Annotated in this window: 14 protein-coding genes; all 14 read left to right on the forward strand. The window is 58.0% G+C overall.

Annotated features, from left to right (window positions below; genetic code table 11):
* The first annotated feature begins 24 nt into the window (after positions 1-24).
* The 14 genes from AC11W3_RS03110 to AC11W3_RS03175 all read left to right on the forward strand — a co-directional run bounded on the left by AC11W3_RS03110 (position 25) and on the right by AC11W3_RS03175 (position 18804).
* A complete protein-coding gene (locus AC11W3_RS03110; RefSeq protein WP_484090516.1) occupies positions 25-897 on the forward strand; it encodes an XrtA system polysaccharide deacetylase in 873 nt (290 codons plus the stop codon).
* Positions 888-1919 (forward strand): FemAB family XrtA/PEP-CTERM system-associated protein, encoded by a 1032-nt coding sequence (locus tag AC11W3_RS03115; protein ID WP_484090517.1) that lies wholly within the window; start codon positions 888-890, stop codon positions 1917-1919. Before AC11W3_RS03110 ends, AC11W3_RS03115 begins: the two co-directional genes overlap by 10 nt.
* Before the next feature lie 55 nt (positions 1920-1974).
* A complete protein-coding gene (locus tag AC11W3_RS03120) occupies positions 1975-3255 on the forward strand; it encodes a glycosyltransferase family 2 protein (protein ID WP_484090518.1) in 1281 nt (426 codons plus the stop codon).
* A 158-nt stretch (positions 3256-3413) separates the two neighbouring features.
* Positions 3414-5291: an asparagine synthase (glutamine-hydrolyzing) gene (gene asnB / locus AC11W3_RS03125; protein ID WP_484090519.1), complete on the forward strand. Its 1878-nt coding sequence runs from the start codon at positions 3414-3416 to the stop codon at positions 5289-5291.
* 1 nt (position 5292) lies between these two features.
* A complete protein-coding gene (locus tag AC11W3_RS03130; RefSeq protein ID WP_484090520.1) occupies positions 5293-7020 on the forward strand; it encodes a glycosyltransferase in 1728 nt (575 codons plus the stop codon).
* Positions 7021-7047: 27 nt separating this feature from the next.
* Positions 7048-8652, forward strand: coding sequence for an AMP-binding protein (locus AC11W3_RS03135; RefSeq protein ID WP_484092465.1), 1605 nt, complete (start codon positions 7048-7050; stop codon positions 8650-8652).
* Positions 8653-8776: 124 nt separating this feature from the next.
* The gene (locus tag AC11W3_RS03140) at positions 8777-9928 is read left to right on the forward strand and encodes an SGNH/GDSL hydrolase family protein (RefSeq protein WP_484090522.1); all 1152 of its coding nucleotides are present in this window, start codon (positions 8777-8779) and stop codon (positions 9926-9928) included.
* The gene (locus AC11W3_RS03145; RefSeq protein WP_484090523.1) at positions 9925-11424 is read left to right on the forward strand and encodes an MBOAT family O-acyltransferase; all 1500 of its coding nucleotides are present in this window, start codon (positions 9925-9927) and stop codon (positions 11422-11424) included. Before AC11W3_RS03140 ends, AC11W3_RS03145 begins: the two co-directional genes overlap by 4 nt.
* An 18-nt stretch (positions 11425-11442) precedes the next feature.
* A complete protein-coding gene (locus AC11W3_RS03150; protein ID WP_484090524.1) occupies positions 11443-12612 on the forward strand; it encodes a glycosyltransferase in 1170 nt (389 codons plus the stop codon).
* Between the two features lie 10 nt (positions 12613-12622).
* A complete protein-coding gene (locus tag AC11W3_RS03155; protein ID WP_484090525.1) occupies positions 12623-13951 on the forward strand; it encodes an O-antigen ligase family protein in 1329 nt (442 codons plus the stop codon).
* On the forward strand, positions 13948-15351 hold the full coding sequence (locus AC11W3_RS03160) for a hypothetical protein (protein ID WP_484090526.1): 1404 nt from the start codon (positions 13948-13950) through the stop codon (positions 15349-15351). The genes AC11W3_RS03155 and AC11W3_RS03160 overlap by 4 nt, the downstream gene beginning before the upstream one ends.
* A gap of 2 nt (positions 15352-15353) precedes the next feature.
* Positions 15354-16868: an oligosaccharide flippase family protein gene (locus AC11W3_RS03165; RefSeq protein WP_484090527.1), complete on the forward strand. Its 1515-nt coding sequence runs from the start codon at positions 15354-15356 to the stop codon at positions 16866-16868.
* A gap of 160 nt (positions 16869-17028) precedes the next feature.
* Positions 17029-18228 carry a glycosyltransferase gene (locus AC11W3_RS03170; RefSeq protein WP_484090528.1) on the forward strand — a complete coding sequence of 400 codons (1200 nt, stop codon included), beginning with the start codon at positions 17029-17031 and terminating at the stop codon, positions 18226-18228.
* Positions 18229-18252: 24 nt separating this feature from the next.
* Positions 18253-18804 carry a hypothetical protein gene (locus tag AC11W3_RS03175; protein WP_484090529.1) on the forward strand — a complete coding sequence of 184 codons (552 nt, stop codon included), beginning with the start codon at positions 18253-18255 and terminating at the stop codon, positions 18802-18804.
* Positions 18805-18813: the final 9 nt, after the last annotated feature.

The following is an 18813-nucleotide window of genomic DNA, read 5'->3' on the forward strand; positions in this document are numbered from 1 at the left end:
TTTCTGCTCCATGGAGGGCACGACATGCTAAACGCCCTGACCATAGATGTGGAAGATTACTTCCAGGTAGCAGCCTTCTCTGAACAGATCCGGCCCGCACAGTGGGATAGCTATCCCATGCGGGTCGAGGCCAATACCTACCGGATTCTCGATATGCTCGACGAGTTCGAGGCGAAAGCCACCTTTTTCGTTCTCGGCTGGGTCGCCAAGCGCATTCCCTGGCTCGTCCGTGACATCAAGGACCGGGGGCATGAAATCGCCAGTCACGGCTATGGCCATCAGCTGGTCTACCGGATCGGTCCGGAGATGTTCAGACGTGACATCTCTACAGCCCGAGACATACTAGAGGGTATCTGTGGAGAGCGGGTGTTGGGGTATCGTGCTCCCAGCTACTCCATCACCAAAAAATCGCTGTGGGCCCTGGACATCCTCGTCGAGGAGGGGTTTGCCTACGATTCGAGCATCTTCCCCATCATCCATGACCTCTACGGCATTCCCGATGCCAGCCGTTTCCCTGGGACCATCGCCTGCGCCTCGGGAAGGATAAGAGAGTTCCCCCTGTCGACTCTCCCCTTCCGTCTGCAGGGGAGGGAATACCGGCTGCCGGTTGCCGGAGGAGGCTATCTGCGCCTCTTCCCGGTCTGGGTCATAAGGAATGCCTTCCAGACCATCAACAACGTGGAAAAACAACCTGGTGTGCTCTACTTCCACCCTTGGGAGATCGATCCCGACCAACCGAGGATAAGTACAGGATACAGGTCGCACATAAGGCACTACCTTAACCTCCACACCACCGAGAGAAAGCTAAGGACCCTGCTGGCTGAATTCAAGTTCGGGACCATGCGGCAAGTCCTCGATAGTTATCGCGGAGCGGATGAGAGTGAAAAATGGAAATGACAGTCAGCTCATACAATGCAGACGGTGCCGAATGGAACGCATTCGTCGGTTCCTGCGGTGAGGGGACCAACTACCACCTCTACGGCTGGCGCCGCGTCATCGAGGAAAGCTTCGGCCATCGCGCGCACTACCTCACGGCGCGAGACCGGTGCGGTCAGGTCCAGGGGGTCCTGCCGCTTTTCCACATGAAAAGCCGACTCTTCGGGAATTTCCTGGTCTCGCTTCCCTTTCTGAACTATGGCGGGCTGCTCTGCGCTGACGACGCGGCGGTGGAGCCACTTCTGGAGCGGTCTAGGGCCCTGCTGACTGAAGTCGGTGCCGCCCACGTCGAACTGCGCCATTTGAGGAGCCGGGACGGCCTCTATGAGAAGCGGCATAAAGTGACTATGCTGCTTCCACTTCAGGAGAGCCCGCAGGCTCAGTGGACGGTGCTGGACCCCAAGGTTCGCAATCAGGTGCGGAAGGCGGAGAAGAGTGGTCTGACGGCGGTTATGGGGCAGTTGGAACTTATCGACGGCTTCTACGACGTCTTCTGCCGTAACATGCGGGACCTCGGGACTCCTGTCTACGGCAAAATCTTTTTTGAAAGGGTATTAGCCACCTTCCCGGAAAGCACCCGGATCATCTCCGTTCTCCTAGAAGGACGGACTGTCGCCTCAGCCATCCTAACCTCTTATCGCGACATACTGGAGGTTCCCTGGGCGTCGTCGGTAAGGGAGTTCCGCGGGCTCTGCCCCAACAACCTGCTGTACTGGGAGGCGATCAAGTATGCCATCGGCAGCGGCGCTGCCATTTTCGACTTCGGCCGGTCCACCCCAGGGGAAGGGACTTATCATTTTAAGAAGCAGTGGGGCGCAGGGCCAAAACAGCTCTATTGGGACTATCTCCTAAGGCAAGAAGGGCCCGTGCCAGACCTCAGCCCGGCAAACCCGAAGTACCGTCTGGCGGTGAGGTTGTGGCAACGGCTGCCACTGGGCGTGACCAAGCTACTGGGGCCGCCCCTAGTGAAAAACATTCCCTGAACACAGAATTCTCGCTCCGCGCGGCCGAGACCCGCCCTGATAAGGACTTCTGCACATGGCTGATGCCTTTTTCGTAACGCTTACCGTGCTGGTTGCATACATCTATGGCGGCTACCACCTCCTGCTCTTTCTGCTGGCCAAGATTTTCCCGCGCGTCCACTTTTTTGACGAGCGCCACGAGCCGACGGTGGCGCTTATTGTCTCGGCCCACAACGAGGCCAAGGACATCGCAGCGAAACTGCAAAATGCCTTGGAAACGGAGTATCCTCACAAAAAGCTGACCGTCCTGGTCGTTTCCGATGGCTCCACCGACGGCACCGATGAGATCGTCCGCAGCTTCGCCAGCCGAGGCGTGGTGCTGGTCCGTCCGCCGGAGCGTCGCGGGAAGACGGCAGGGCTAAACTTGGCATTGTCCGGGGTAATGAGCGATGTGGTGGTCTTTTCCGACGCCAACGCAATTTACGACCGTTGCGCGGTCCGGCTGCTGATCAGGCACTTCGCAGACCCCACGGTCGGCTACGTGGTTGGCTACGCCAGTTATGAGAGCACGTCCGAAACAGCAGCCGGCAGTAGCGAAGGTGCCTACTGGAATCTGGAAGTAAAGCTTAAGGAATGGGAATCTGCGCTTTCATCGGTTGTGGGGGGAGACGGCGCCATATACGCGATCCGCAGAAATCTGTACGAGCCGCTCCAGGAGAGCGATATCAACGACTTCGTCAACCCACTGCAGATCGTGGTCAAGGGCTATCGTGGTATCTTCGATCCGCAGGCGCGGTGCAGCGAGAAGCCGGCCGGCGTGTTCGAGAAGGAGTTTTCCCGCAAGGTCAGGATTGCCAACCGCAGTTTCCATGGGGTCCTGCGGGTGTCTGCGTCCTGCAACCCTCTCAAGGTCGGAATCTTCGCGTGGCAGGTCATGTCTCATAAAGTGCTGCGCTGGTTCTCGCCGTTCATCATCGGTCTGCACCTTGTGGCTTCGCTTACCGCTGCAGGAAAGGATGGTGTGGTTCCCTTGCTGGCTCTCGCCTCTCTTGGCGCTTATGGCACCATGTCGACCCTCGCGCTGGTCGGCTGGTTTCAGGAAAAGAGTGCCAAGCAGGCGCGGGTCTTCTTCCTTCCCTACTATCTGGTACTGATGAACGTGGCGTCGGCCGCAGGGATCATACTGCGCCTGAGGGGAACGGTCATCTCGGTTTGGGACACGGTGCGGGGGCCGGCTACAGGGAGACCCCCCTCTTCGGCACTGGTCCCTTTCGCTCTGGCCGGAATGGTCCTGGCCGTGGCGGTGAAACTAGCCACGGTCCTCGGCGTATATGTCCTTCAGGTGCTGGAGCCATGAATCTTCATTAGGTTGCCGGTCGAGAGGCTCACAACGATGTCATCCAACCATCACTTCCCAGGTTTTTTCAGGGACCCCCTCGATAAGCGCGCAGCTCGCACGGAGGATTGCGCGACTGATCTGGAGCCCCGCAGTCCCTGGCGCAGGAGGAGCAGCTGATGTGCGGAATAGCAGGGTTCATGCGTGCATGCGCTTCGGGAGCCGACCAGAAGATCCTCGAGAGAATGGGGGAGGTGATGCTGCACCGCGGCCCGGATGCCGGTGGCACCTATCTGGATGAGCGGGTGGGGCTGGTCCATCGGCGGCTGAGTATAATAGACCTGTCATCGCAGGGAAATCAGCCGATGTTCTACGGCGACGGCCGCTATGTCATCGTCTTCAACGGCGAGATCTACAACTTCCTGGAGCTGCGGGCCGAGTTGACGGAAAAGGGGGGCACGTTCCAAAGCCGCACCGATACCGAGGTCGTTCTGGCCCTCTTCGCATTGGAAGGAGCCGCATCACTGACGCGCCTAAACGGCATGTTCGCCTTCGCCATTTGGGATCGAGAGGAGGGGACCCTCTTCCTGGCGCGCGATCGCATCGGGAAGAAGCCTCTCTACTACTACCATGGCGGATCAGGAAGATTTGCTTTCGCCTCCGAGATCAAGGCCCTCCTTCAGGTCCCCGGCGTGCCGCGCGGGATCGAACCGACTGCCTTGGCTGACTATCTGAAGTACCTCTACGTACCCGAAGGAAAATCAATATTCAAGGGGATAGCCAAACTTCTCCCCGGCCACTACCTTGTGCTGCGACCAGGGGAGGCACCTCGTACCGTCGAGTATTGGGACGTGGACTTCTCGCGCCGCAGCAGCCCCATCGATGAAGACGATGCCGCTTCAGAGCTCCTCCGGCTGCTGGAGGATAGCACCGCCTGCCGGATGATAGCGGAAGTCCCGCTGGGAGCATTCCTGAGCGGGGGGGTCGATTCCAGCGCCGTCGTTGCGCTCATGGCCCGGGCTTCCTCCTCCCCGGTAAAGACGTGCTCGATAGGTTTTGCCGACAGGGACCATGACGAAACTCCTTTCGCTCGGGAGATCGCTTCCCTCTTTGGAACCGAGCACAGCGAATACCAGGTCGGAGAGAGCCTAGTGGAAACGGTCGCGCTGCTCCCTCGTTTCTTTGATGAGCCGTTTGCCGACTCTTCCGCGGTGCCAACCTACCACGTGTCGGCGCTGGCCCGACGGACGGTCACCGTTGCCCTTGCTGGTGACGGCGGCGACGAAAACTTCGGCGGGTATCAAAAATACATCACCGACCTCTGGGAGGACCAGGTGCGCCGCCTGGTCCCGCGGATGATGCTCAGGACCGTTGGGAGACTTGCCTGCGGCCGGCGCGGCACACTTTGGCGCAAGGCCGGCACCCTTGCCCACGGCGCGCTGATGGATCCCGGTCGGGCCTTCTATCGCACCAACACATTCATTGAGGATGCTGTTCTGGAAAGGCTGCTCTCCGCGAAGATGCGGGCCCAATGCCTTGGCTACGACCCGGCCGAGCACACACTCAGGTATTGGGATAAGGTGCGCGACGCTGATCATATCACCCGCATGCTCTACACCGACATCAAGACATACCTCCCGGGGGACATCCTGGCCAAGGTCGACCGTATGAGCATGGCCCACTCCCTGGAGGTCCGAGCGCCTTTGCTCGATTACCGGGTGGTGCAATTCGCGGCCTCACTCCCTAGCACCTTGAAGATCAAGGGGCGCAGCAAAAAACATGTGCTCAAGAAGGCTTTCCAAAGCCTCCTCCCGGAGTCAATCCTCGAGCGTCGCAAGCACGGCTTCACGGTGCCCCTCGACCACTGGTTCCGTCACGACCTCCGCCCGATTGTAGAGCAAAGCCTGCTTTCCAACACGGCGTTAGGGGAATACCTGGACCTGGAGCAAGTTCGGCGCATCTTCGATGAGCACCGAGCGGGCAAGGGCCATCAAGGGACCCTTCTCTGGAGCCTCCTCTCCTTTGCGCTGTGGCACCGGCAGTACCTGGAGAAGTGACATGTTCGACTATCTGAAAACCGATTTGCAGCGCCTCAGCCCCTCTGGGAAGCCGACGATGCGCACCCTGCTCTCTGGTCTCATGTCCCAGGGATTTCAGGCCATAGTGGTTTACCGTTTTTTTAATTGGCTCCATGAGCGCCGCATCCCAGGGCAGCCGCTACGCTTTTTCTGTGAGCGGTTCATTGAGATTACCACCGGCATCTCGATTCCTGCCTGCTGCCGGATCGGCAGGGGGCTGCGCATCCACCACTTCGGCGGCATCATCTTCCATCCAACCGTAGTGATCGGCGATAACTGCACCCTCTACCAGGGTGTCACCATAGGCGACCGGGGAGGGGCAGGGGGGGCGGCCAGGATCGGCAACGACGTGATGCTCGGCGCGGGGGCCAAGGTGATCGGCGAGATTGTCATCGGCGACCGCTGTATCATAGGAGCCAACGCGGTGGTCACCAAGGACATGCCCCCCGATACCGTGGCCGTCGGTTCTCCTTCGCAGTTCAAGCCGCTCCGTGCGGAGGTTAGGCCGCAGCCCCGACGATCTGTCATCCCGCGGGTAATGGACCTCAGAGGTACCTACAAGGGGGGGGGCGGCCCCGACAAGACGGTCCTCAATTCAGCGGCGCAGCACGACCCGGATCGGGTGCATGTACTGGTGACCTACCTGCGCCAACCCCATGACGACCAGTTCTCTATCCCGGAAACGGCGCGGCGTCTGGCGATCAACTACACTGACGTGGTTGATGGCGGTATTGTCGATCGCGCCTGCCTGAGGACGCTGAAGCAGCTCGTGAAGGAGCATGAACTGAAGGTCATCCACGCCCACGACGACAAAACGTTGCTCTACGCCTGGCTGCTCAGGCTGACCACGCCTCGACTAAAGATCATGTACACCTGCCACTCTCACACGTTAGCGCGTCGGGAGGAGTTCGCTTCGCAGAGGGAGTATCTGGCCCTAAGGGCCCGGCAGTGGGTTCAGGTTTTCCTCATGCGTCGTTTCGCCAAGCCGATCATCACTATTTCCCAAGATACTCGTAAACGTCTCATAGACAACGGTGTTCCGGGGCGGGACGTGGTCGTTCTTGCAAACGGCATCGATGCGGCGGCATGGCGGCGTGACATGGCACGGCCGGTGCTGCGGGAGGAACTGGCAATCCCGGCAGACGGTTTTCTGGTAGGGACCGTGGCGCGGATTTCCGGTGAGAAGGACCTCCCAACCTTCTACCGGACGGCGCAGATGGTGGCTGAGAAAGTACCAAACGCCACTTTCGTCATTGTCGGTGACGGCTACGGCGACGACCTGGCCAAGGCGCGCGCCGAGGTTTCCCGGCTGGGCATCTCCAACCTCGTCCGCTTTACCGGCCACCGCAACGATCTGCGCGATGTCTACGCATCCTTCGACGTCTTCCTGATAACTTCCCTTACCGAAGGAATGCCTAACACGCTGCTCGAAGCCATGGCCTTGGGTATCCCGTCTGTGGCCACGAGCGTCGGGGGGATCCCCGAAGTTCTTGAGGACGGCGAGGGGGGGTTCCTGGCTTCCGCAGGCGACTCAGTGGCGCTGGCTGCAAGGGTGGTCTCCATCCTTCGCGACCCCCTCCTGCGGCAATCGTGTGGCCAGCGGTCCCGCGAGAGGATCGAGCAGCACTTCTCTTTCGCCCGCCGTGTAAGGGTCATGGAAGATTACTATGCCTGGTTTGCCGGCCTAGGGCCGCAGCCTGATCCATAGATGCCAAAACCTAAAGGAGAGAAGCGTATGTCCATAAATATCGGCCATGCCTGTACGGCAGAACAGTGTCAAAGAGGCCTTTCCGAAAAGCGCGCCTTTCGCTGGTTGGGCGCTCATGGCGAGGTCAGGGATTACACCTTCGAGGAGTTGGACCGGTTCACCTCCCGCTTTGCCAACGTCTTACAAGGCCTTGGTTATCAAAAAGGTGACGTCTTTTTTACGTTCCTGCCCAAGGTTCCGGAGCAGTTCGTTGCCATCCTCGGCTCTTTAAAGCTCTGCCTGGTGACCGGCACACTGTTTTCCAATTTCGGCGATGATGCACTGCTTGACCGCCTGGCTGACTCCAGGGCCAGCGGCATCATTACGCGGCAAAGCCTGCTCAAGAAGCTCACCAGGATCCGCCACCATCTGCACGATCTCAAGCACATCATCGTCACCGATCTGGAGGAGCATCTGTGCGGGGAGGTTTTGAGCTTTCCGCTTTTGATGCAGGAGGCGAGTGAAGATTTCACCATTCCCGATACCGCTGCGGAGACGCCGTCCTTGCTTCATTACACCTCCGGTTCGACCGGAAAGCCCAAAGGAGCGCTGCACTGCCACGGCAGCCTTCCCCTGCAGGCCCGCACCGCCATCCACGTGCTGGGACTGCGCCATGATGACATCTTCTGGTGCACCGCGGACCAGGGGTGGGTTACCGGCACGTCCTACGGTGTCATCGCTCCATGGAGCCTTGGCGTCACCCAGATCCACCACGGCGGGGCCTACGACGCCGAGGAGTGGTTCAGGACCCTGGAAACGGAGAAGGTGACAGTTTGGTACACGGCGCCGACCGCGCTGCGCATGCTGATGCGCGAAGATCCCTCCCTTTTTCAAAGATTCGACCTGTCCAGGCTGCGTCACATCTGCAGCGTGGGGGAGCCGCTCAATCCCGAGGTGATTCATTGGGGCAGAAGGATTCTCGGCAAGGAGATATACGACACCTGGTTCCAGACGGAGACCGGCGCCATCATGATTGCCAACTCTCCTGGTCGCCCGATACGACCAGGATCGATGGGGTTACCTTTTCCCGGCATTGAGGCTGCCATTGTGGCTGACGACGGGACAGAGGTGCCCAGTGGCGCACAGGGGAACCTCTGCCTGCGGCCTGGGTGGGAGTCGATGTTCATCACCTACCTGGGGAATGCAAAGGTCTATCGCCAGAAGTTCCACGACGGGTGGTATTGGACCGGCGATACTGCCAGGCGCGACAATGACGGCTATTTCTGGTTCATGGGGCGCAGCGACGACATCATAAATACGGCCGGTCACCTGATCAGCCCATTCGAGGTCGAGTGCGCCCTGCTGGAGGTTCCAGAGATCGCGGAATCGGGGGTAATAGGAGTTCCCGATGACCTCCTGTTCGAAAAGGTGGTGGCCTTCGTGGCGCTGCACGAGGGCAAGGCGTGGACCGAGGAACTGGAACTGCGCGTGAGGCTGCATGTTGCTAATAAGGCCTCTTCGGTCGCTACCCCGCAGGAGATTTTCATCCTGGACGCCATACCCAAGAATAAAAGCGGCAAGATCATGCGGCGACTGCTTAAGGCACGCTACCTAGGCCTCGACCCGGGCGACGTGTCAACGCTGGATATCTAGGAAGTGGAAGGGGGAACCAGGTCGGAAGAAGGTCGGGAACCTGATTAAACGGATGGAGCATAGGAGCTAGCCAGCCTTGCGGAGCGTAGGTTTAAAATTCCTTTCATACCTGAAGAGGTCAGCGGTGCTGGCCGGAGCGTTCTGTGCATTCCTCCTGGCCGTTGAGCTTTGCGCGAGGCTCGATGACTATCTGACGTATCAGGCATCGCCGACAGCGCCGTACTCTGCGGAGAACCTGCGAAGCAGTAGCAATGGCCTCCCCTTTAACGTCCCCATGGCGAGCTTCGAGAAGTGGCGTAATAACAGCTACGGGTTCCGCGGCCCTGAGATCTCCAAGAGGAAGGCTGCCGGCAAGGTGAGGGTAGGTTGTCTGGGGTCGTCAGAGACCTACGGCCTCTATGAAACTTCGGGAAAGGAGTGGCCTGCCCAGTTGCAGGCATTATTGGGCCAATCCCGCTATGAGGTGTTAAATGCTTCCGTTGCCGGTCTGAGCCTCAAGAAGTATGGCCGCTATTTCGACAGTTACCTGGCTCCGTTTCGACCCGACATCATAGTGCTGGTCGTTAATCCCCTATTCTACTTCACTTCCCAGGAAAGAAGCCCGCAACCGACGGCGGCAAAGCTTGACGCTGCCGACGCCATAACCCCTTCAAAAAAGGCAGCGGTGAACGAGGGACTCAAACAACTCCGATCTCTTCCCAAGGGCAAACAGGCATTGAAACAGGGTCTTGCCGCGAGTTTCCCGGATCTGCTCAGGCGCTGGCAGTTGTATGTCCTGCAAAAACAGCTTGCAGAGATCGAGTTCCAACGCCTGAAGGGCCGCAAACCCAGGGATTCCGTCCCCGCCAGCCATCTGGTCGGCTTCCACAACGAGCTCGCGGCAACCGTGGCAGCGCTGCAAGCCGATGGCGCCCGGGTAGTATTGACTACCTATCCGTCCCTGATCAACAAAGACAACGTGGAAAGGTATCTTGAGATATTCCTGGACAACAGAAGGTTCTGCATCGAACTCTCACTCTTGGGGATGATCGACGCCTTCCAGCAGTACAACGCCGTCATCGGATCGGTAGCGGCAGAGCAGGGGGCCTTGCTGGTCGAGACAGATAAGCTCATTCCGAAGACTTCCGAGTACTTTGGCGATAACGTCCACTATACCGACAAAGGGGCAGCTCTTTTTGCTCGAGGCGTGGCCGAGGTGGTGAGGGGCACCGCGGTTGACTCGGTGCCGCTATCCGCGATTCGACGTCCACAAGCCGTCATGGGTGAATTGAGATGAGCTTCACTTCTCTTGTCTATATCATTTTCGTCCCCGCAGCCCTGCTGGTTTACTCGCAGGTGCCGGCAACAGCCCGTTGGGCGGTGCTGCTGGCTGGAAGCTACCTTTTCTACGCCTGGCTAGGTGACCCTTCCTTGCTGATGGTTCTTCTTGCCGTCACCTGCCTCTGCTATAGCTGTGGAGTTCTGATCTCTCGCTCGAAGAACCCGGTGACCAAGCGGTTTTTGCTCCTAACGGGCATCACCTTGAATGTCCTGCTGCTCTTCTGGATGAAATACCTGCCTTTCCTGCTGGAAAACCTGAAAGTGGCCCTGCACATAATGTCCTTCAATTTCACTGCCCAGGCCACGGCCTACGCCGCCATCGGCGTCTCCTACTACGTATTCCAGGGGATATCATACCTGCTGGACGTCTACTTCGAGATGCTGGAGCCGGAGCGCCATTTCGGATATTTCGCCCTCTACATCACTTTCTTTCCCAAACTGCTCCAGGGGCCTATCGAGCGTGGTGGGGCGCTACTGCCTCAGCTACGTGATCTTGCGCCGTTGAGGTGGGAAAACCTCGTTTCGGGAATCCACCTCTTTCTTTGGGGGATCTTCAAAAAGGTGGTTATCGCCGACCGTCTCGCTACCTTTGTCGACCCGGTCTACGGCAATGTTGAGGCCCACCAGGGGATCTCTCTTCTAGTCGCCACCTATCTTTTTGCCCTCCAGCTCTACTTCGACTTTTCGGGCTATACCGATATGGCCCTCGGTGTGGCCCGCTGTTTCAATATTCGGCTCACCCAGAATTTCAATGCGCCCTACCTCGCCACCTCGATGGCCGACTTCTGGAGGCGCTGGCATATCTCCTTTTCAAGCTGGATACTCGACTACATATTCAAGCCGCTGCAGTTTGGTTTTCGAAAGTGGCCGCAGTGGGGAACCCCCATAGCCCTCATCCTCACATTCCTGGCGTCCGGTTTATGGCACGGCGCCAGTTGGAACTTCATCGTCTGGGGAGCGATCCACGGCACACTTTTGGGCGGCAGCGTCCTCATGAGCAAGAGCAAAAGGAGGTGGTACAAAGCCTTGGGAATCGAGAAAAGCCAGGCGCTTGCCGTGTGGCAGCAGATGGTAACCTTTCATCTCGTATGCTTCTCCTGGATCTTTTTCCGTGCGTCGAGCTTGCACGACGCCTGGTACGTCAGCCTTAAGGGCATTACTGGTCTTTCAGCGAGCGTCTTGCAAATGGCCACCGGCGACGGAAGGTGGTGGCAACCGCTCTTCCCTACACGGTCCTCTGGGGAGACCGGGGCCATGCTGCTGATACTCCTACTCTATGCCGCGTGGGCACAGCTCTCGCGGCGCCTGACCGGTGCCGAATCGAGCCCGCATCCGCTTCAATGGCTGGACAGGACTCCACTCTGGTTAAACGGTGCCGTCTATGGATGCCTGGTATATCTCATCACTTTCTGCGGGGCCACCACTCAGAGCTTTATCTACCTGCGGTTCTAGATTCTCCGGGAGGCGCGCTTGAGCCACGAAAAGGGAACGAGGTTGCCGGGGGTGATGCATGTGGTCTGGTCTCTTGGGATTGCCGGAGCAGAAATGCTCGCCTACAACATGGCAATCAATCTGCCGGCTAGCGGCTTCAGACCGGTCATCTGCTGTATCGAAATGGACGGGCCGCTGCGGGAGCGTTTCTCGGAAGCAGGAATTCCCCTCTTTTTCCGCCGGCCGAAATCGATCCTTGACTGGGGGCTGGTGATGTGGCTGCGGGAGATCATGCTTTCCGAGGGAATTTCCGTCGTTCACGCCCATCAGTACAACCCGCTATTTTACTCCTGCCTTTCCGTCATGGCCCTGCCAGGTGTTAAACTTGTCTTCACCGAGCATGGGAGACTGTACCCCGAAAGACCGAGCTGGAAGAGGAAGCTTATCAACCCCTTGCTGGGAACAAGAATCGACCACCTCGTGTCCATCTCCTGCAGTACCAGGGAAGCCATGATCAGATACGACCGCTTCCCGGGAGGGCGGATCAGGGTCATCCACAACGGTGTCGACCTTCGCAAAGTGCAGGGTGTGGCCAAGGTTGCTGATAAACGCAGCGAGTTGGAGATTCCGGAAGGCTTTGCTGTGCTGGGCACCGCTGCCCGTTTCGACCGGATCAAGAACCTCCCCATGATGTTGCGCGCGTTCAGGGAGGTGGTAAAGGTTCGACCTCAGACCCTGCTACTGCTGGCGGGAACAGGGAGCCTTGAAAGCGCGCTGCGTGAACTGGCGAGTGAGCTCGAGCTAGAAAACCAAGTCAGATTTGTAGGCCTTCGGCACGATCTGCCAGACCTGATGCGAGTCTTCGACGTCTTCTTGCTGAGTTCTTTTACCGAAGGGGTTTCGGTCACCTTGCTTGAAGCCATGGCCAACGGCGTTCCCGCCGTCGTTACCGCGGTAGGGGGCAATCCCGAAGTCGTTGTCGATGGTGAAACTGGCTATCTCGTGCCTCTGGGAGAGGAGGGCAAGATGGCTGCCAGGGTCCTGGAGTTGCTGGGAAATCCGGTGCTGGCGAAAGCCATGGGCACCAAGGCAATGAAGCGAGTGGATGAGAGTTTCTCCTTTGGCCAGATGATGGCGTCTTACCTGGATCTGTACCGGGGTGACGGTAAGGGGCGCTCCCTGTGCTTCGGCAGGAACGGGAGGATGTGACGTGCGCGAGATGGCACTGCTAGTACTTGTCGTTATCTCAGTTCCCTTCGTCCTGAAGCGCCCGCTTTATGCGCTGGCGATTTACCTGGGCGCCAATGTGGTGCGGCCGGAGATGTTGTTCTGGGGGGGGAGCGGTGCTGGGGCCTACGTCTTCATGCTCTACGCCTCGCTGGTCATCGTCTCCGCCTTCCGCAACGGCAACTTCGGCAACCTGGGGCGCATAAAAAATCCCGAATTCCTGCTGATGGTGTGGCTCGCTTTCGGAGTCCTCCTATCCACCTTCTTCGCCCAGTATCCTGTCTTCCGCGGTGGTTACTATGTCTTGGAGATCCTCAAGGGCTTCGTCATCTGCGCCTTCGTCTATCTCGTCATCCAGGAATTCACCGAGGTGAGGGCGCTGGAGAACGTACTGCTGGGATGCTTTGCCTTCCTGGGGCTTTGGGGGATCGACCAGCAACTGCGCGGCAACGAAAGGCTCGAGGGGTTGGGGGGGAACGGCTGGGCCGATTCTAACGGCATAGCCGCCGCCTTTGTCCTCTTCCTTCCAGTGGGCCTTGCCAAAATGTTTGGCAGCGAGGACCGCAAGGATTTCTGGAAGGGGGCGGCCATCGTTGCCATCATGGTCGTGCTGGTGATCTGCACCAAGTCACGAGGAGGCCTGTTGGGGCTGGTAACTTCCGTGGCTGCATTCGGCTTTTACTCGAGACGTTTCGGGAAGATCCTCATCACCTTTGCCCTGATGACGGTAGTGGCATTGCCGTTTGCAACCGAGGCCTACTTCGAGCGGATGAACACCCTTAGAAACGGGGAAACTACCGAGTCCTCGGGGAATTCACGCCTCGTGCTCTGGCAGGCAGGGCTGATGGTCTTTTCCGACAACCCCATCTTCGGCACCGGTTTCCTGACCTACCCGGTGGCGAAGATGCGGTACGAGAACAGGTTTCCCGAACTTGATGAGGATTTCAGAAAATGGGTGTTCAGGGAAGAGGACAAAAAGGTGACGCATAACACCTTCATCCAGCTTCTCTCGGACTGCGGGTTAATGGGAGCCCTTCCTTTTTTCCTGCTGATAACGGGGGGGATCGGAGGCGGGTTACGGGCCCGGCGTCTGGCCATCGCCTCTCCGGAGAAAAGAACACAACTGACCTGGCTCGCGGGTCTTAGCGCCGGCGTGACAGGATTCACCGTCTGCATCTTGTTCATAGATGCCATCCTTGTGGTCTTGCTCTACGTCCAACTCGCCTTGATCGGTATCCTCTCCAGGACTGCTAAGGCAAGCCCAGAACCGGCGAGTTCCGGCGCCGCTGCCGCCCTGGTCTCACCCGGAGGAGAGATTTGACTTGCGGCCAGCTTGAGAAGAACCTGCTTCTTTTTCTCGACCCAGCCGGGGAGATGGAGGAGGGGGGGTGGCGCTTTGTCGATTGGCCAAAGCAGCGCACGAGGCTACAGGCCTTCTCCACAGAAGGTGCAGCGAGTGGCCCGACCATTTTTTCTTTCGACCGCGGTTGTTTTGTCAGCTATCTCCTCTTCCCGTTGCTAGCCAAGCTGACCGGGGCTCACACTCTCCAGAGAAAAATTCTCTACCTGAACGACGGCCTCATGTCCTGCTTTTTTGATGCCGGCAATGCCGTCGGCTACCGTGCCTACGCCGCCAGCCATGTCAGACGGTTGCCTTTCCTTCGACAGCGATTGCTTTCGTGGCTGCCGCTTTCCCTGCGCGCCGAGAAGAGGTACATAGTTACCGCAGGACCGCAGTGGAAAAGTGGCGCATCCACTGTACTCTTGAACAACATCCTCGCCGAAATCGACTTCATGTTCTTTTCCAACCCCGCCGGGAAAGTCGTTCTCTGCGCTGTCGAGACCATACGCTCCGGCAGCGGGGTCATCGTCAAGACTACGGCGAACCCGGAGTATCAGAGGATGATGGATAAAGAGTACTCAACCATGCAGACGATTTCGGCCAATACGGCAAAAGTGAAGTGCCTTCCGCGCGTGGGCGACCGAATCGCCATCAGGAATCGGACCTACTACAGCGAGGAATATATCAAGGGAAGAACCTTGTTGGAAGTTCTCCATCTTCTCTCGCTATCGCAAAACTTCGACGGCATCTGCCTCATCCTGGATCGCCTCGATGAGTGGTTCGAAGATTACCTAGGTCACTTCACCACCGCACCGAAACCGGTGGCCTCATGCTACCACCACCTCTTTCAAGCATTCTCCAGCCTGTACGGCGTGGACCGTGGGCAAAGTGGAATCATGGAAAGAGCCGCCATGAGTGTCGCAGAAGTTGCCGGCGCAGGCGGGATGGTCACTACCATTACCGCCCACAATGACCTCTGGCCCGGGAACTTCGTAGTGAGAGCCGACACTCTCGTTGCTGTTGATTGGGAGAGGGCCGCCGAAGGCAGGGCACCTTTCTTTGATTACTACTGGATGATGATCTCGGCGACTCTCGTCCATCTGGGATGCCGCGCTGGGGCAAGCAGCTTCACCAGGACCTTCCCGCTTTTTTGCCAGGGAGAAGACTTGGTCTCTCGATACGCCATGGGAAAGATAGCTACTTTCCTGGAAAGACGGGGCCTGAACCTGCAGCTGCACCATAACCTGATGCTGCTCTTTCTCATGGAATTGTCCGTGCAGGGCTATATTGCCCTGGGACGACAGTCGGAGTTGGACGGGATGGCTTTTGCGGAACTCGTCGCCTTTTGCCGGGAAGCGGATGCCAGGGGCGGATCTTGAGCGTGACCAACCAGAAAGTGGTGCAGAATATACTGTCCAACTGGGCGGGGCTGCTGGTCGGTGTGGCCATCTCCTTCCTGGCGAGCCCCGTCATCGTGCACTCGCTGGGGAACGAGCTATACGGTGTCTGGACTCTGGTGGTTTCGGTGACAGGTTACTTCACCGTTCTCGATTTCGGCGTCAATACTGCTATCGTCCGTTACATCTCCAGCAGTACGGCTGTCAATGACCGGGGACAGGCGCAAAAAATTTACTCGACCTCGATGGCTATCTTTTTCATTGTTGCTGCTGGTCTGCTGGTCTTCTCCCTCATCTTTGGCTACTACTTCCCTTTTCTTTTCAAGCTCTACCACATCCCGCGCTTCTACCTGTACGCCGTCTTCGTCCTTTCGGCGATGGACCTCGCCTGCGGCCTCGTCTTTTCGGTTTTACTCGGTTGCCTCTGCGGCCTGCAGGAATTCAAGTTCATTAACGCGACCTCGGTGGTCGTCACCGCCCTCAAGTACATGGCACTGCTGTACTTGCTGAGCAAGGGACACGGTCTCCTCACTCTGGCAATGTTGCAGCTGCTGGCTACCATGACCAGAGCCCTCTGCCAATACTGGCGCATCAGAAAGCGACATAGATTTCTTTTCTTCAGCCGGGATTGTGTCACAGCTGAAACTGTCAAGCTCATCTTTAGCTATAGCGTCTACAGCTTCGTAATTGCAATCGCCCTGAAGTTCCTGTTCTACACCGACTCCCTGGTCATAGGGACCATGGTAGGAGTGGCCAATGTAACTTTTTACGCCATTCCCGCGAGCCTTCTGGACTACCTCGGTCAATTCGTCTGGGCCATGGTCTCGGTGCTGGTGCCGATAATCAGCGCCAACGAGGCTACCGGCGAGCAACCGGGAAACGTCAATCTTTACGTAATGGGAACCCGCTACACCCTCCTGATCAGCATGCCGGCTGTCATTTCCCTCTATTTCTATGGAGACGACTTCATCCGCCTTTGGATGGGGCCTGAGATCGGCCAGCGTTCTCAACAGGTGCTTCGTCTGTTGCTCATTGGGTTTGGAATGTCAACCTCGCAGTTGATCGCCCACGGCATCATGAAGGGGATCAGCAAACACAAGATCCTTGCCTATATTCTCACCGTCCAGGCACTGGTTAATCTTGCCATGAGTCTCACACTGTCACGCCGCTATGGCATTGAAGGGGTTGCCTTCGCCACTATGGTTCCTTTGGTTTTAGCCTCCCTGGTCATCATTGCCTGTACCTGCCGTCTGTTGCAGCTGAATGTGTGGGTTTATCTGCTGCGCTCCTACTCGGGAGGGGCAGCTGGGACTTTGGTAGCTTTGCTCGCGGTGAGCTTCCTTCAGTCGGGAGCGACCAGCTATGCCGCGGTCTTTCTCAAAAGCGCCGTCGTCACGGTCGCTTTTCTCAGCGTGGCGCTCCCTATTTGCCTGCCAAAGGAGCACGCCAACCTCATCTTGTCGAAGCTCAAAAGGATGCGCTTTTCCATGCCGGAGTAGATCGAGACCTTACCGTGGCAGAGAAGTGAGCACGAGGCTGCGCTCTGCCATTGCCTGCCAGCCTTGGGCGGAATGCGATTTCCCTGGGGTAGAGGAGCTCTTGTCAGAAACGTTTGACAGGAGGAGCGGTGGCAGTAAGGTCAGAGGAGGTGACGGTTTCATGAAGACACTAATCCTTTCCGTCGACCACCCTTTGCCTGAGGACAAGGGGAGCAGGATGCGCACCATGCACTTTGTAAGGTTCTTCAAGGAGCGTGGCGAGGTCGATTTGATGTGCTATCGGAGTCAGCTCCCCAGCGAGCCGTTGCCCTCGCCGTCGCCCTTCAGGAAGGAGTTCTATCTGGAAATCGGATGCAGCTGCCAGGATCGTTGCGACAACATCCTGCAGACCCTGCGTTCGAAGCTGGTGGGGGGTAAGCCGTGGGTAGTGGAGAACTTCGGGCCGGAGACTGTGCAGTACGTGCAGGAGGTGATAACGACAGAACAGTACGACATCATTCTCTGCAGATACTCTCTTAATGCCTATCCTCTTCTGGGGTTGCCCCCGCAGTACAGGGAAAGGGTGTTGCTTGATGTGGACGACCTGATGAGCAGCGAGTTGTATGACGCCATGCACGGTGCCATGCACGGTATGGACAGGATAAAGGCCGCTATCGATAAGGCGGTGTTTCGCCGCTACCAGCTGAGATGTCTTGAGCTGGGGCGGGTACTGCTCTGCTCGGAAGATGACCGGGCGAAAATATCCCACCGCGCCGCGGGTGGCAGGCTCTTCGTCGTCCCGAATATCATCCCCAAGAAGGCGGTGCCCGCATCCTATAGGCGCTCCGGTTACCGCAACAGATCACTGCTGTTTGTGGGTGCACTGTCGTATCAGCCCAACGAGGCCGGGATCCTCTGGTTCATCAACGAGATCTTCAAGAAACTCCCCGAAGAACTCAAGGATCTTCGGTTGCAGGTGGTGGGCAAAGACCCACGGGAGAAGCTAAAGGCGGCCGTTGCCGGCAACGCGCGCATACAGCTGGTGGAGAATCCCCCAGACGTGCTGCCCTATTACGAAAGCTGCCACGCGCTGGTTGTTCCGGTGCTGGTGGGCGGCGGAACCCGCATCAAGATTCTGGAGGCCGGAAAGTTTCTGAGGCCCGTTTTTTCCACGGTGAAGGGTGCTTATGGTCTGGGGCTGGAGGACGGCGAGAACGTCGTCCACTTCAGTGACAGGCAAAACTTCATCACCAAGTTCAACTGGCTTCAGGATGAGGAGAACTACCGGCGGGTCACCGACAGCCTGGGCCGCGTGGTGGAAAGAAGCTACAGCGAGGAGATCTTCATGCAAAGGATGGAGTCGGTCATGAAGACCATGTGACTTAAAGACCACAGGAGGTAGCTGATGCTGAAATATCAGAGTTGGTTGTGGTTTCACAAGCCTGAAAGAAACTATCATCTGCTGTCTTACCGCCTTACCGGCACAGCCGAGAATATGAACCGGTTGAATGACAGGCGCAGGGAGATCCATCGCGCCCTGGCTGAGCTCACCAGCGGGGTCAGCGTCTGCATTACCTGTGGTGCCTGCTGCAAAGGTGACTACGACCACTTTACCGCCGTCGACTTTCACGTCCGAGCCTTCTCCGAAAAACCGCTCACCACTTACGGAGCAATCTGGCGCCCGAAGCCGATTCACCGCATCATCCTCGACAGTGTCAGGCCTGCCTCGAACGAGACTGCAGGTGCATCCGGCGAGCACTCGAGGTGCTGTCCCCGCCTGGGCCCGCAGGGGTGCGACCTGGCGCCGGAGGATCGGCCGATCCGCTGCGTATTATGGACCTGCCGGGTTTTCAGGGACGCGTTGTCGGCCGAGAAACAGCGAAAGGTTGGGCAACTGACCCGAGAGCTCGACCAAATTTCCAGGAAGGTAGTAAGGGTGCTGAACGGGCGGGGTTGATGTCTTTCC

The sequence above is a fragment of the Geomonas sp. genome, from assembly GCF_056994735.1.

Bases quoted from the DNA above. Each gene is read 5' to 3' on its own strand.
- AC11W3_RS03110 (WP_484090516.1), top strand. From the start codon at position 25: ATGCTAAACGCCCTGACCATAGATGTGGAAGATTACTTCCAGGTAGCA.
- AC11W3_RS03115 (WP_484090517.1), top strand. From the start codon at position 888: ATGGAAATGACAGTCAGCTCATACAATGCAGACGGTGCCGAATGGAAC.
- AC11W3_RS03120 (WP_484090518.1), top strand. From the start codon at position 1,975: ATGGCTGATGCCTTTTTCGTAACGCTTACCGTGCTGGTTGCATACATC.
- asnB (WP_484090519.1), top strand. From the start codon at position 3,414: ATGTGCGGAATAGCAGGGTTCATGCGTGCATGCGCTTCGGGAGCCGAC.
- AC11W3_RS03130 (WP_484090520.1), top strand. From the start codon at position 5,293: ATGTTCGACTATCTGAAAACCGATTTGCAGCGCCTCAGCCCCTCTGGG.
- AC11W3_RS03135 (WP_484092465.1), top strand. From the start codon at position 7,048: ATGTCCATAAATATCGGCCATGCCTGTACGGCAGAACAGTGTCAAAGA.
- AC11W3_RS03145 (WP_484090523.1), top strand. From the start codon at position 9,925: ATGAGCTTCACTTCTCTTGTCTATATCATTTTCGTCCCCGCAGCCCTG.
- AC11W3_RS03155 (WP_484090525.1), top strand. From the start codon at position 12,623: ATGGCACTGCTAGTACTTGTCGTTATCTCAGTTCCCTTCGTCCTGAAG.
- AC11W3_RS03170 (WP_484090528.1), top strand. From the start codon at position 17,029: ATGAAGACACTAATCCTTTCCGTCGACCACCCTTTGCCTGAGGACAAG.
- AC11W3_RS03175 (WP_484090529.1), top strand. From the start codon at position 18,253: ATGCTGAAATATCAGAGTTGGTTGTGGTTTCACAAGCCTGAAAGAAAC.